14 protein-coding genes and 1 pseudogene are annotated in these 12,640 nt (G+C 69.4%); 5 read left to right on the top strand and 10 right to left on the bottom strand.

The genetic code is table 11. The annotated features are described in order from the left end of the window. Positions 1-41 precede the first annotated feature (41 nt). A complete protein-coding gene (locus ABT127_RS30015) occupies positions 42-266 on the bottom strand; it encodes a hypothetical protein (RefSeq protein ID WP_351456638.1) in 225 nt (74 codons plus the stop codon). A gap of 659 nt (positions 267-925) precedes the next feature. Between ABT127_RS30015 and ABT127_RS30010 the strand changes: the two genes are divergently transcribed. After that, complete coding sequence (locus ABT127_RS30010) at positions 926-1,171, top strand: superinfection immunity protein (protein ID WP_351456635.1); 246 nt, start codon at positions 926-928, stop codon at positions 1,169-1,171. A gap of 101 nt (positions 1,172-1,272) precedes the next feature. On the opposite strand, the pseudogene ABT127_RS39385 reads toward ABT127_RS30010, so the two are convergent. From ABT127_RS39385 to ABT127_RS29995, 4 genes and pseudogenes are all read right to left on the bottom strand, one after another. Further along, a pseudogene (locus tag ABT127_RS39385) lies at positions 1,273-1,434 on the bottom strand (DUF8825 domain-containing protein); the annotation flags it as partial. A gap of 43 nt (positions 1,435-1,477) precedes the next feature. Then, positions 1,478-2,074 carry a hypothetical protein gene (locus ABT127_RS30005; RefSeq protein ID WP_351456633.1) on the bottom strand — a complete coding sequence of 199 codons (597 nt, stop codon included), beginning with the start codon at positions 2,072-2,074 and terminating at the stop codon, positions 1,478-1,480. A gap of 359 nt (positions 2,075-2,433) precedes the next feature. Further along, positions 2,434-2,724: a hypothetical protein gene (locus ABT127_RS30000; RefSeq protein WP_351456630.1), complete on the bottom strand. Its 291-nt coding sequence runs from the start codon at positions 2,722-2,724 to the stop codon at positions 2,434-2,436. Positions 2,725-3,297: 573 nt separating this feature from the next. After that, complete coding sequence (locus ABT127_RS29995; protein WP_351456627.1) at positions 3,298-3,675, bottom strand: DUF8825 domain-containing protein; 378 nt, start codon at positions 3,673-3,675, stop codon at positions 3,298-3,300. A gap of 116 nt (positions 3,676-3,791) precedes the next feature. Between ABT127_RS29995 and ABT127_RS29990 the strand changes: the two genes are divergently transcribed. The 3 genes from ABT127_RS29990 to ku all read left to right on the top strand — a co-directional run bounded on the left by ABT127_RS29990 (position 3,792) and on the right by ku (position 6,154). Beyond that, a complete protein-coding gene (locus ABT127_RS29990; RefSeq protein ID WP_351456625.1) occupies positions 3,792-4,055 on the top strand; it encodes a hypothetical protein in 264 nt (87 codons plus the stop codon). Between the two features lie 104 nt (positions 4,056-4,159). Then, positions 4,160-5,083, top strand: coding sequence for a DNA-3-methyladenine glycosylase family protein (locus ABT127_RS29985; protein WP_351456623.1), 924 nt, complete (start codon positions 4,160-4,162; stop codon positions 5,081-5,083). 111 nt (positions 5,084-5,194) lie between these two features. Then, positions 5,195-6,154, top strand: a complete 960-nt coding sequence (gene ku / locus ABT127_RS29980; RefSeq protein WP_351456620.1) for a non-homologous end joining protein Ku — start codon at positions 5,195-5,197, stop codon at positions 6,152-6,154. A gap of 265 nt (positions 6,155-6,419) precedes the next feature. Here ku and ABT127_RS29975 read toward each other — a convergent pair whose 3' ends face one another. The 3 genes from ABT127_RS29975 to ABT127_RS29965 form a co-directional block, all read right to left on the bottom strand. Further along, positions 6,420-6,764: a hypothetical protein gene (locus ABT127_RS29975; protein WP_351456617.1), complete on the bottom strand. Its 345-nt coding sequence runs from the start codon at positions 6,762-6,764 to the stop codon at positions 6,420-6,422. A gap of 308 nt (positions 6,765-7,072) precedes the next feature. Further along, on the bottom strand, positions 7,073-7,642 hold the full coding sequence (locus ABT127_RS29970) for a DUF6417 family protein (protein WP_351456614.1): 570 nt from the start codon (positions 7,640-7,642) through the stop codon (positions 7,073-7,075). 183 nt (positions 7,643-7,825) lie between these two features. Continuing rightward, positions 7,826-10,891, bottom strand: a complete 3,066-nt coding sequence (locus ABT127_RS29965) for a non-ribosomal peptide synthetase (protein ID WP_351456612.1) — start codon at positions 10,889-10,891, stop codon at positions 7,826-7,828. A 451-nt stretch (positions 10,892-11,342) separates the two neighbouring features. On the opposite strand from ABT127_RS29965, the gene ABT127_RS29960 reads away from it, so the two are divergent. After that, entirely contained in the window at positions 11,343-11,696 is a 354-nt protein-coding gene (locus ABT127_RS29960) for a hypothetical protein (RefSeq protein ID WP_351456610.1), read from the top strand. Between the two features lie 55 nt (positions 11,697-11,751). Here the strand turns inward: ABT127_RS29960 and ABT127_RS29955 are convergent, their stop codons facing one another. Together ABT127_RS29955 and ABT127_RS29950 are read right to left on the bottom strand one after the other, a co-directional pair. Then, complete coding sequence (locus tag ABT127_RS29955) at positions 11,752-12,156, bottom strand: hypothetical protein (RefSeq protein ID WP_351456607.1); 405 nt, start codon at positions 12,154-12,156, stop codon at positions 11,752-11,754. 170 nt (positions 12,157-12,326) lie between these two features. Continuing rightward, positions 12,327-12,542: a hypothetical protein gene (locus ABT127_RS29950; protein ID WP_351456605.1), complete on the bottom strand. Its 216-nt coding sequence runs from the start codon at positions 12,540-12,542 to the stop codon at positions 12,327-12,329. Between the last annotated feature and the right edge of the window lie 98 nt (positions 12,543-12,640).

The raw sequence follows: 12,640 nt of genomic DNA, 5'->3' as shown, positions 1-12,640 counted from the left end.
GGTACTGGGGGGATCGTCCGCGCCACGGGGAGGGTGAGCGATCACGAGGTGACGTCCTCCCCCTGCTCGGCGGAGGCCTGTTCGGCCGCGGATGCCTGGCGCGCCGGGGTGCGCAGGCACTGCAGAAGCTGCTGCACGGTCACGGCGAGCGCCGGTGCCAACAGCACGGCGAGCGCGGCGGCCTGGCCCGCGATCACCAGCACGATGCTGGCGAGGCAGGCGGTCGCGGAGACGGCGGCGGTGACGATCCATATGCGGTGGTTCACGTGCTACTCCAGGGACATGGGAGTCGGCTGCCATAAGAGGCGGGTTGCTCTCTTGCGGGACTGCCGGCCCATCCGGACGCCGGCAGACTCCCGGCCGGGGCGAGGTGCCGGCCTCGTCCGTCCGGGAAGGTGAACCAGCATTACGCGTCGGGGAGTTGCTACGCCACGTGATCATGGATTCACGGAACAATGTTGCCGAAGCAACAGCCGCGCGCGTCCCAGGCCGTCACTAGGGCTGTCGGAGTCCGTCGCCCGTTGCCCGGAGCTGACTGCTCCACCCACGGCCCGTGATCACTCGCTTATCGAGCGGGTCAATAGTTCCCGGAATTCCTTGCAATCGAGCTCCGCACACCCGCCAATGGGAGGCGGACACCTTGGTGTCGGCCTTCCATCCGGAAGGGCCCGCTCCTCCCGTGCCGGGAACAACCAAGGGAGCGGGCGCACCGCTCCCGCCTGACTCACCACAGGAGCCAGGCGGGAGCACGCGATCTCCAACGAGACATCGCTGACCGTAGCGGACACCACTGACAGTTCACCCGCACTACGCCTTCACCGCCCCCGTGCGCCCCTCGCGCTCCCCCTATATCCGGGGTGGAAGCGGCCGCGCCGCAGTATTTTGTGGCCCGCAGCGGTCAGGCAGGCTGCATTAGGGTGACGTGATGTTCTCTGGCATAGGGCCCATCGAGTTCCTCCTCAGCGCCGTTGTGCTCGCCGCCGCGCTTGCCATTCTCTTCGTGCCGTCGATGATCGCCTACCGTCGCAGGATCGAGCGCCTGTGGCTGGTCATCGTGGTCAACGTGCTCGCCGGTTGGACGGGCGTGCTCTGGTTCGTGGCCCTGTGGATGGCATTGAGGATGCGGACCCGCACCGTGAGCGCGCCACCTGCCGCAGTGCCGACGCTCTGAGTGATCTCCGCAGCGGGTGAGACCGCCTCTACGACCTCCGGCGGTCCCCCGTCGCTGTCCACGTCGTGCACCGGCTGGGTCTGAGGGCGGTGCTTGAGCTTGCTGCGCTGCGTGACTCGGTCGGGACCGCTGAAGGATGTGCAGTGCTGGTGGCAGACGATGAGCGTGGCGAGCTCCCGCTCCCGGCCGCGCAACTCGTCGATCCTGGCGGTGTCCTGCTCGCTCCAGCCGCCGGGCATGTCGGCCGAGACTGTCCCGGCCTTGTCCTCCCAGCGCTGGGAGCACGAGGCCGGGACAGGTGGGGCGTCAGCGTACGTGGACGGCCCCGGTGTGGCCGTTGAGCGTGTAGTGGTGGCCGTGGGTGGCGGCTGTGCTGTGGCCGGCGTCCAGGGCGGCGATGCGCACTCCGTGCCGGGTGATCCAGGCCTGGTAGGTGCCGTTGGGCAGCTTGGTGACGTGGGCGATGGCGCCGCCACCGAGCTGCACGTCGCGGGTCTTGCCGGTCTGATTCGTGTGGTGCTTGCTCTGGTGCTGCGGCACGTTCTGCTCGCTGTGCCAGCCGCCGGGGTGCACCACGCCGACGAAGCCGTTGGCCTGGTTGAGCTCATAGGTGTAGCCGTGTACGCGCTGCGACTTGTGCGCGGAATCGAGCGCCGCGATCCGCACACCCTTGTGCGTGACCCAGGCCTGGTAGGTGCCGTTGGCCAGCTGGGTGACGTGCGCGGAACTGCCGTCGCTGAGCGGCAGGGTTTCGGTGTGGCCTGCCGGGGTGCCGTGCTGGGCGACGGCCGCGGGCGCGGTGGTCGTTGGAGCGGCTTCGGCGGTGGCGGCGACGGCGGTCACGGCGCCGAGGCCGAGAACGGCGGATGCCAGAGACGTGCGGAGCATACGAGAGGTCTGCATGCGCCGGCCCCTTTCCATGAGTCGAACGAGTCGAGCGGGGTGGCTGGGTCGAACGCGTCGTGTGGACCGCGTACTCATGAAGCTAGGAGCCGCACATCAAGACATTCCGTATGAAATATCACAGATCTGTGACAGCATTCCGGTAAATGCTGTTTCCATACGAAAGGCCTTATCGCTGCAGGTCTTCAGCCACGGTCACAGGTCCCGCGACGCACTCCGGTCAAGCACGCCAAGAGCGTGCATGAAGAGATCGGGGGCCGTTCGGCACCGTCACATCGAGATCGGCGCGCGACCGGAGATCTGATGGCCTCGGGCACCGGGGCCGATCGGTCTTGACCGAGCGCTTCGGCCTTTTGCCGTTAGTCAGCCGCCCAAGCCGCCAGCGCGCACAGCAGGCCCCACCCACCTGCGACCGCCGCGGCCTTCTTCCGCGCCGCAACGTCTGGCAGGAAGGCGCCGAACAGCGCAGCATCCGACAGGTCGGATGCAATACGGCAGGCGGCCGCCGTGCGGGATGCGCTGGGAGTTTTGGCCAGCAGCATGGCGGTGCCGATCGCGGTATCCCGCGCGCCCATCGCACGCACCAGCAGACCGGTAGGCGCGGATACCGAGCCGTCCGGCTCACTCAGGCCGCAGGGCTTGGCCAGCACAGCCGGCCGGACCACAGTGCTCAGCCCGTAGATGGCCGTAGCCGCTCCCATCAACCGAACCCATCCGACCGCCACAACGCCTCCCGCGACTCGACTCCGCAGAGCCTCCAGGTTCCCAACCTTGCTCGCACCACGCCCTCACGCACCTCGAGGCTCAACTGCCCGTCGGCGTGCGGCGCCCTCGGCCTACAGCAGCAGTTGAACCATGACGGCCAGGCGCCGGTCGGCCTCCTGCAAGGCGACCGGGCCCGGCTCGACCTGGGTGTGGGCGGGCGGGAGGCCGCTCACACCCAGGGAGTGGCGACCGGCACCAGAGTTGTCGGCGTGGCGCGGCGGTCACGGCTGTAATGCCCGCGTCAAAGATGGCACACCCGCCTAACCGGTCCGGCTAGGGATACAAGGGCGCTCGCGTCGAGGCCGGGGCTGGCCGGAGTGGCCGTGTACCTAGTCGCCCCTAGCGGCGGCGGTATCAAGTCACCAGGCCCTGGACAGGCGCACCACGCGGCCCTCATCGCCATCGAGCGGTGAGGGACGCTCCGCTACGCCACGAGCCGCGCTCGAGCGCGTGAGCGGTCACGCGGCCTCGGTGATCTCGCCCGGCCCGGCTGCCTCGACGTGGTGCACGGGCTGGACCTGCGGCAGATGCTTGAGCACCCTGCGCTGCTTGACCTGGGCCGCAGCCTCGAAAGCCATCCAGTGGGCGTGGCAGACGATGAACGTAGCGAGATCGCGCTCCTTGACGCGCAGCTCGTCGACGGTGACAGCGTGCTGCTCGCTCCAGCCGTCGGTGGCTGGCCGCTCGAAGGGCCGCCATCCGTCGATCCTCATGGCATCGTTGGGCTCGCGTGACCAGGCCAGCTTCTGCTGCAGCGCGTGAAGGTCGGTCTGGATCTTCAGGATTTCTCGCTGTGCGTCGATGAGGTCCGCGGGGAAGTCGAGTGCCTCGGTCATGGATGTGGTGTTAGTTCTGGGGTGCGACAGGACACTGTCAGTGGTGGCTGCCCTGCAGCTGGGGCCGCGTGGGAAAGTCAGCGGCCGCTCGTATTCATGGATGAGTGAGGGATCGCGTGCACGAGATGGTGCAGCACCGGCGGGTGGAGACGGTGGGCAAGGCGGGAGCTGTCGGGCCGAAGCCGCAGTGGCAGAACCTGTTCGTGGCCCCCGCTTATGATGACGGCTTCTTCGACGACCTCCCCGAGGAGGTGACCGTTGCCGTCCCGACGCCGGCTCGCCGTCGGCGCGCAGGCGCCGCGCCGCGTAGCGGCTTCCGGGGAGCCGTGTCCGGGACGGGCAGCGATCGTTTTACTGGGAAACCGCGTCCCTCGTGGTGATCACCGTCAGACCCGCTGCCACCCCCGCGCGGGTCTGACGTGCGTCACACCCCATTTCCTGGCCACAGGCCGGGGAGCACGGCCGACGGCCTAGCCTGAAGAACATGGCCCGCCGCGTCTGGGCACCACCCGCCCCCTACGACCTCTCCCGCACCTTGCGGGTGCTGCGCCGCGGCCGCGGCGATCCGACCTGCCGACAGGAACCGGACGGCACCTGGTGGCGCACCACCCGCACCCCGGCAGGCCTCGCCACCCTCAAGATCACCGCTGTTGGCACGGGACCGACAGCCCCGGACCACGTCGTAGGGGAGGCCTGGGGGCCGGGCTCCGAGTGGGTGCTCGACGCGCTTCCCCAGCTGCTCGGCACCGACGACGACCCAACGGCCTTCATCCCCCACCACGAGGTCGTGGCCGCAGCTCACCGGAAGTACGCGGGACTGCGGCTGGCGCGGACCGCGCTGGTGATGGAGTCGCTGATCCCCAGCGTGCTGGAGCAGCGGATCACGACCGGCAGTGCGCACGCTGCGTGGCGGCGTCTGCTGGCCCGCTACGGCGAGCCCGCGCCCGGTCCGGTGCCGGCGGGGATGCGGGTCGTTCCGGATGCGCGGGTGTGGCGGATGATCCCGTCCTGGGAGTGGCATCGCGCGCACGTCGACCGCTCGCGTGCGGCGGCGATCCTGCGGGCGTGCCAGCGCGCCGAGCGCCTGGAGGAGGCGGCCCGTATGGAGCTGCCGGAGGCAATGGCCCGGCTGCAGGCCATCGACGGGATCGGGCCGTGGACCGCGGCCGAGACCTTGCAGCGCACGCTCGGCGCCCCCGACGCCCTCACCATCGGTGACCTGCACCTGCCCGTGCAGATCACCTACGCGCTCACCGGCCGCAGGGACGGCACCGACGCGTCGATGCTGGAGCTGCTCGCCCCCTATGCCGGACAGCGCCACCGCGCCGCCCGGCTGATCCTGCTGGGCGGCCGGCTGCCCGACCGGCGGGCGCACCGCGCCCCGCACAGCCGGATCGCTCACCTGTAGAGCCCGGGGTGCGGCCGCTGCGGGCATCCGGTGGTCGCCTGCGTCGGGATGCCCGCTGTGCCGTCTGTCCCTACGCTGGAGAGGTCTCGGGGCTGACTGCGGAGGTTCGTCATGCCCCGTCCCGTATGGTCCGGCGCCATCTCGTTCGGGCTGGTCAACGTGCCCGTGAAGGTGGTGACGGCGACCGAGGACCACAGCATCCGCTTCCACCAGTACCACCTGGAAGACATGGGCCGGGTCCGCACCCGCAAGATCTGCGAGATCGAGGACAGGGAAGTCGCCGCCGACGAGATCGGCAAGGGCTACGAGATCTCCACGGACCAGATCGTGCCCGTCACGGACGAGGACCTCGCAGAGATGCCACTGCCCACCGCGAAGGCGATCGAGATCGTCGCGTTCGTGCCCCGCGAGACGATCGACCCGCTGCAGATCTCGGCCGGCTACTTCCTCGAAGTCGACGGCCAGGTCGCCACGAAACCGTATGTGCTGCTGCGCAAGGCCCTGGAGCGCAACCAGAAGGTCGCCATCGCCAAATTCGCCTGGCACGGCCGCGAGCGGCTCGGGCTGCTGCGCGCTCTCGAGGGCGTCATCGCCCTGCACGCACTGCGCTGGCCCGACGAGATCCGCTCCCCCGACGAACTCGCGCCGAAGACGGTTGAGATCACCGACAAGGAGATCGACGAGGCGGTCCTGCTCATCGACTCCATGACCCGCGACGACGCCATCGAGGACGCCGAGTGGGCCACCGACCGCTACACCAAAGCCCTGGAAGACGTCATCGCCGCCAAGGCCCACGGCGAGCAGCCCCCGCAGGCCCAAGAGCCAGCAGAACCGTCGGGCCAGGTCGTCGATCTGATGGCCGCCCTGGAGCAGTCGGTGGCCCAGGCGAAGAAGTCCCGCACGGACGGGAAACCGGCCGAAGTCCACGACCTGGCGAGCGCCAAGAAGAAGACCACCGCGGCCAGCAAGACGGGCAGCGCCAAGAAGACCACGAGCAAGAAGAGCACGGCGGCGAAGACGACTGCCAAGAAGACTGCGGCGAAGAAGACGGCCAAGACGAAGTCCGCCTAACGAGCTCGTGCACGATAAGCGTTGTCGCAAAATCCGCGCGGGTCAGCGATCTGGGCTGAGCGATGGAACGATCTGCTGACCCGGGACGATGCTTATCGTGCACGAGGTCGTTAGCCTCCGCCTCCAACGCAGCCGACTGCCGTAGGGCTGAGCTGTCCCATCAGTCAACGGCACACCCGGTCCCACGACCGACTGATCCAAACGAAACTGCCTAGGGGTTGAGGCGCTTGCGGACCTGCTCCATCGCTGCCCGTCCTTCAGGGCTCTAGTATGCCCGCATGAGCGCCTCATAGCTCGGATTGACGAGGGCCGCGATGCTGTCCCGCACCTCAAGGATCCAATTGGGCTGGGCCGACGCGGCCCAGGAACCACGCTCCTCGAGGCGACCACTGGCGGACACCTCGTACAGGCGGACCTGGACGACGGGGTCCGATTCGCCGATGACCGAAAGAACCCAATCGCCGGGCGAAAGGTCCACGCGGGCACCGAAGTTGGCGTACAAGCCGTCGAAGGCTCGCCTGTCACTCTCCGAGGGGTCGACTGACGACAGCAGCATGAGCCAGCTGTCCCGCGCTGGCCCGCCGAGCCCGGAGGGCATGTTGACCATCATGGATCGAACGGTAGCAGCGACGCTTTCGCGGAGCCATCTGCCAGCCTGAACTGCCTTGCACAGCCTGCCACTTCAGGCCGCTGAGGTCGCAATGCCGGCCACCGGTCCCGCTCAGCCACGCCGGCCGACACCGACCCCCGACGGCGCCCGCACCGTGTCCCAGCCTCGCACCGACCTGGCACTCTGCAGTTTCGTTTGGATCACCGGGCAGACCAGAGGAAGGTGCGGGCACACCCGGTCCAACGACCGGCCGATCCAAGCGGCAGGCCCTAGGGACCGATCGCCGGAGCACCTGCCCTGAGCGCTCGTCAGGTGCTCTGCGGCGGGTGGACGACGTCGTAGGTGCGGCCGAAGCGGTTCGCGGCCGCGGCGGACGCTCCTCCGTGCCGCTCCAGAAAGAAGGCCCGGGCGATGGACTTCATCTGCTCGCCATCGATGTACATGATCCACTTACTGGAGGGCGGGTCGAACCGGGCTGTCTCGACCGCTCGGGCCAGGCCAGGTGCGGGCTGTTCCCGCAGCTTCGCGCCGAGGGCTACGACCCGCTCCAGAACGTCCAGGTCCACTCTGCTCAGGGCGACCTTCTGCAGACCGGGCTCCGGCGGCTCGGAGATCACCGGCGCAGCCCGCTGGCGCGCGTACAGCAGGACGTCGGCGCCGTCGGCGGTGACCTGCACCGCCCAGCGGACCGGCCGGCCCGCTCGCGCGGACAGCTCCGCACGGTCCTCGCCGGACGCTTCGCGCAGCAGGCCCAGCCGGATCAACGGGCCCGCCGTGCGCTCGTCGAGGCCCTCAACCGTGCTCACCCAGCCGATCGGTAGGTGCTGCGCGTCCGCGATCCGCTGGAGCAGCGCCATGTTCACAACCGCACGACCCACCGTGACCTCCCCGCTCTGGTGCCGTGAGCGACGCTAACGCGCACACCCCAGCGTCCGGGCCCGATTGGCTGAACCCCGCTCGAATACGGCGGACGGAGGGGTGAGGTCCGTGTCGACTGCGCTCTGACCTGAGTCCAAGGTGGGCCGTCGGTGGCGCGAGCACGATGCGTCCTGGCCTGACCGCTACTGCGTGGCCGTGTCGTCCCGCTTGTAAAGCGTGGTGTCAGCGGACGGCGAAGCGGTGAAGGGGCGTGCCAGCGAGGGGATTTTCCCTTGTTGCTGGAGGTCTGTGATGCAGGCGTCGGCTACGGAGTGGCCGGTGGGGGGTGGTGCGATACCGAGGTCTGCGAGGCGTTGGAGGGTGTGGTGGTTGGAGCTGGGGACGGGGGTGTAGTGGTCTTCGGTGTGGAAGGGGCCTTGGGCGGTTCGCCTGCTGAGCAGGGGCAGGAGCGGGGCCAGTGCGTTGTCGTGATGTTGTGCGATGTCGTCGTGGAGAGCGGCGACCCACTTTTCGTAGGGCAGGACGTCGAGCGGGTAGCCGCGGTGGGCGAGGCGTTCGACGAGCTGTGACCAGCGGTAGGCGCCGGGGAGGGTGATGTTGTACGCCTCGCCCGAGCGGCGGGCGTTGAGGGCCAGTGCGCGTACGGCTGTGGTGGCGAAGTCGACGGGGGTGAGCATGAGGTTGTAGTCGAGGGCTGCGGTGCGGCCCATCTGGATGCAGCCGATGACGTCGCGGTAGAGGAAGGTGTCGGTGTCGCCGCCTGCGTGAACGGTGTGGCCGGTGACGGAGCCGAGGCGGTGGATGGTGACGGGCACCCCGGCTGCGGCGGCGCTCGTGGCGAGGTGCTCGGCGTGGAGCTTGGTGTGGGCGTAGCCGTTGAGGAGACGGTCGAGCGGGCCGGTGTCGGTCTGTTCGGTGATCCCCTGAGGGGTGTCGTGTCCGCGGGGCCAGTAGACGCTCATGGTCGAGATGTGGTGCAGCCAGGACAACTGCCCGGTCGCGGCCAGTTCGATGAGGGTGCGGGTGCCGTCGATGTTGGCGCCGCGCAGCACGGTTGCCGGGGCGACCTGGTCCACGAGGGCCGCAGTGTGGAAGATGTGGTCCACGTCGTGGGCGAGGGCCCGGAAGTCCTGCTCGTCGAGGCCCAGTCGGGGTGCGGCGAGGTCTCCCGGCAGGAATGCGACCCGGTCGGGTGTGAGGTCGTCGGGCAGGTGCCGGCGGGCCAGGTTGTCGCGGACGCGGGCTTCGGCGCTGTGCCGGTCGCCGGCGCGGACCAGGCAGGTGATGTGGGCGGTGGTGGAGCGCTGGAGTTCGGCGAGCAGGTGGACGCCGACGTATCCGGTCGCCCCGGTCAGGAGAATGCGGCGTGCGGGGCCGGCCGGTGGCGGGGTGTCACTGACCTGCAGTCCGGTCAGGTCGTACTGTTCGGCGGCCGGTTCCTCGGCAGTGAAGGAGCCGACGTCACCGCCCGCCCTGATCCACTGCTCCAGTTCGTGCAGGCGCCGTGGTGTGGAGGCCACGTACAGGGTGTGGCTGGGCAGGGGAAGGTCCAGCTGTTCGGCAAGGCGGGCTGCGGCGGTCACCGCGGTCAGGGAGTGTCCGCCGGCCAGGAAGAAGTCGTCGTCGGCTCCCAGGCCGGGCAGTCCGAGCACGTCGGCCAGGCAGGCGGCCACCGGGTCGTCTGCTGACGCCTCGTCGCAGGACGCGGGGTCCTGCCAGTGGTCGGGGGTGGCCAGGGCGTCGCGGTCGACCTTTCCGTTCGCCGTGCGTGGCAGCCGGTCGAGGAAGGTGATGTGGGAGGGGACCATGGCCGGGGGCAGCTTGGACGCGAGGTGCTCACGCAGGCCGGCGGTGTCCACTGCGCTGTCGGCACGTGCCACCACGTGCGCGACCAGGCGGCGGTCGTCCGCAGTGCGCTCCCATACGGTGACGGCGGCATCGACGACGTCGGGGTGTGTGAGCAGGGCTTTGCGGACTTCTTCGGGCTCGACCCGGTGTCCGCGGATCTTGACCTGGTCGTCCGCCCGCCCGACGAACATCAGGTCCCGGCCCGGGAGTTCGCGGACCAGGTCGCCGGTGCGGTAGCGGCGGGAACGTTCCTGCCCTTGCGGTGCTGCGCGGTACCAGAAGCGGTCGGCCGTCAGGTCCGGATCCAGGTAGCCGGGGACCACGTTGGCACCGCCGAGGTGCAGCTCGCCCACTTCGCCCGGGCGGACCGGGTCGCCGTCTTCGTCCAGGACGTCGGCCACGATCCCCCGGACCGGCCGGCCGATGGGGGCGACCGCGTGCTGCGGGGTGTTCTGCGCGTCGACGAGATGCAGGGTGGCGCAGATCGACGCCTCGGTGGGGCCGTAGCCGTTGAGGATGCGCAGCGCAGGAAGGGCGGTGGTGAGATTGGTCAGGACGTCCGCGGCGATCGGTTCGACGCCGACGAGCAGCCGGGTGAGCGCAAGCTGGGGACCGGTGCCGTGGGACTGTGCTCGTTGCAGCAGCGCGGGCAGCATGAAGCCCGGAACGTAGGCGCCGCAGACGGATTGGGCCGCCAGCCACCTGGTGTAGGCGTCGGCGTCGGCGCGCAGGGCGGGGTCGGGGATGAGAAGTTCGCAGCCCTGCAGCAGCGCCGAGAAGCACTCGTAGATCGACACGTCGAAGGACGGGTTGCACCACCAGGCGCAGCGGTCGGCGGGGCGGAGTTCCGCCTTTTCCTGGATGTCGTCCAGGACGTTGAGAACGCCGCGGTTGATACCGCGCACGCCTTTGGGGTGTCCGGTCGATCCGGAGGTGAACAGAACGTAGGCGACGTCGTCCGGCGCGGTGCGTGGTGTGGGGGTCGTGGTGCTGCGACATCGCTCTCGGCAGGCGGACACCAGATCGGCTTCGGGCAGCCCGGTCTTCCGGGCGTTCCAGCCCTGGGGGCCGGTGAGCAGCAGGGCTGCATCTGCATCGGCCACCATGGCCTCGCGTCGGGCCGGGGGCAGTTGGGGATCGAGAGGCAGCCAGACGCACCCGGCCTGCAGGATACCGAGGAGCCCGGCCAGGAAATCGGAGGAGGGCGGGGCGCACAGCCCCACGACACCGCCGGGTGCCACGTCGTGGGCCAGGACGATGTCGCACACCGCCTGGGCACGCTGGGCGAGGTCGCCGTAGGACACGGCGTCGCTGGTTCCCGGGCCTCGTACGGCGATCAGGGACGGGTCGTTGGCCGCGCGGCGAAGGAAGCGGCCGGAGAGGGTTGTGGGGGGATGCATGGATCTCCTACGGACGTGCAGGTGAGCTTGTCGTTGTGAGACCGCTGGCGCGAACAGCGCCTGGAAGGCGCATCGTCGAAACGCAGGCCGCGGTGTGGGGCGCGGCAGCCGCTCGGCGGTCGAGGCTCCGCCGGGCGCCGAGGCACAGACCAGGACGCATGCGACAGCGGAACGCAATGACGCTACAACGGCATGCAATGAGACGAAAGGGGCGTATGGGGCCGTGGAGAGCGCAGACTCAATGCCGACCAGGCGCTGGCGTGCGCCCGATCACACCGTCCACGTGCGCACTCCCCGCCCCTGCGCATACTCCTGAGGACCGCCTACAGATGACCGGGAGCTCTGAGACTGCCCGGCCTTCGCTGAGACAGGACAGCTGCGATCGGCGGTCGGCTTCGGCTTCGCTCATCTCCGCTTGCCGTCCCCGCCACCACGGCCCAATTGGTAACCCATGACCAGCAACTCACGCCTCGTGCCCGTCCAGACCTTGCTCGTCCTGGAGGTCTGCCGGCTCCTGGAGTACGGGCTCACGAAAGAGTGCACCACCTCACGTGAACTGCAAGCCCTGCTGCGCGAGGCCCACGACGCCTACGGCGGCCGCGCGGCCGTTCCCCTGCCTGTAGACGTGCTGCCGCGCCTGCACCGCACCCTGCTGCTGCTGTGCATCCGCGCCGGTGAGCAATTCCCGCCCGGGGAACAGGTCGTCCGCTTCACCCGCGCCGCCCACCAAATTCACGCACTCCTGCCGACGCGGCACGACCGCTCTGCACACCGGCGCCCCGGACCCGTCATTCCCGTGGCGTAACAGAGGGCGGCCTGTTCACCGGGCTGTCTCCAGAGGTGAACAGTCCCCCGGTTTGTCAGCGGGTGCGGATGAGCGTCACCACGGCGTCGCGGGTGGTGCCCGCGGCGACCTCCACAATGAGGTCCGTCGGCACCGGCCTGTACGGCTCGCCCGCCGCGGTCACCTTCCTGTCGGATTCCTCGTCGTGGGCGCCTTGTCGAAGGTGCGGGGCAATCTGTGCGGTCAGTCGGGTGTCGAGGGTCTGGGTGAGGGCGATGCGTCCGGCGGGCAGGCGCACGGCCAGATGCTGCGGGCGGGCCGGGGTGCCGGTGAATCCGACGACGTGAGCGTCGACGACCTCGCTGTGCCGGATCTTGCGCCACCGTCTCTCCGGCCCGTATGTGCTGGCAGCGCGCTTGGCCACGATGCCTTCACAGCCCTCCTCGCGGCCGCTCATCGTCAGCCGGCCGGGCAACGCCAAGGGAGAAGGGCAAGGGGAACTGGCGCCGCCCGGCCCACCACAGACGGCGCGTGCTGACCCGGACTTCGCCCCCGTACCGGGCAGCGCGCGCTCTCAGGTTGGGCCAGAGACGAGAGGGGCGCGGTGGCCTGACTCAGGGAAAGGCCGAACGAGCCAGCAGCTTTTTCGCCTCAGCCGGCTTCCCCGATCTGCGGCACCTCTCCTGCGCCGCTGTGCCTGCGCCGTCCAGCAGGAACAGTTGTCCGCAGGCTGCCGATCACGCCGCGGGCACGCAGCTCATCGATATCCGGCAGAACAACACCGGGCATCTGGGGCAGGAGGTCCGCCTGCGCGGCCAGTATGAAGGCCTTGGGGCCGGTGCCGAGGGGGCGGCGATGACCATTCACGCGCGCATCGTATGGCCGCCGACACCTCTTCTGATCCAGCTGGCCGTCGGCGGGGTACATGATCCGGATGCAGACTCACAGCCATACCGCTGTCCTCG

This window comes from Streptomyces sp. NPDC001904 (assembly GCF_040297005.1).
Lineage (GTDB): Bacteria > Actinomycetota > Actinomycetes > Streptomycetales > Streptomycetaceae > Streptomyces.
This window is presented reverse-complemented; position numbering and strand designations above follow the sequence as displayed.

Excerpts from the sequence above, each read along its gene's own strand:
- ABT127_RS29960 (WP_351456610.1), top strand. The coding sequence starts at position 11,343 with ATGACCAGCAACTCACGCCTCGTGCCCGTCCAGACCTTGCTCGTCCTG.
- ABT127_RS29995 (WP_351456627.1), bottom strand. The coding sequence starts at position 3,675 with ATGACCGAGGCACTCGACTTCCCCGCGGACCTCATCGACGCACAGCGA.
- ABT127_RS29965 (WP_351456612.1), bottom strand. The coding sequence starts at position 10,891 with ATGCATCCCCCCACAACCCTCTCCGGCCGCTTCCTTCGCCGCGCGGCC.
- ABT127_RS29985 (WP_351456623.1), top strand. The coding sequence starts at position 4,160 with ATGGCCCGCCGCGTCTGGGCACCACCCGCCCCCTACGACCTCTCCCGC.
- ABT127_RS30005 (WP_351456633.1), bottom strand. The coding sequence starts at position 2,074 with ATGCAGACCTCTCGTATGCTCCGCACGTCTCTGGCATCCGCCGTTCTC.
- ku (WP_351456620.1), top strand. The coding sequence starts at position 5,195 with ATGCCCCGTCCCGTATGGTCCGGCGCCATCTCGTTCGGGCTGGTCAAC.
- ABT127_RS30010 (WP_351456635.1), top strand. The coding sequence starts at position 926 with ATGTTCTCTGGCATAGGGCCCATCGAGTTCCTCCTCAGCGCCGTTGTG.
- ABT127_RS29975 (WP_351456617.1), bottom strand. The coding sequence starts at position 6,764 with ATGATGGTCAACATGCCCTCCGGGCTCGGCGGGCCAGCGCGGGACAGC.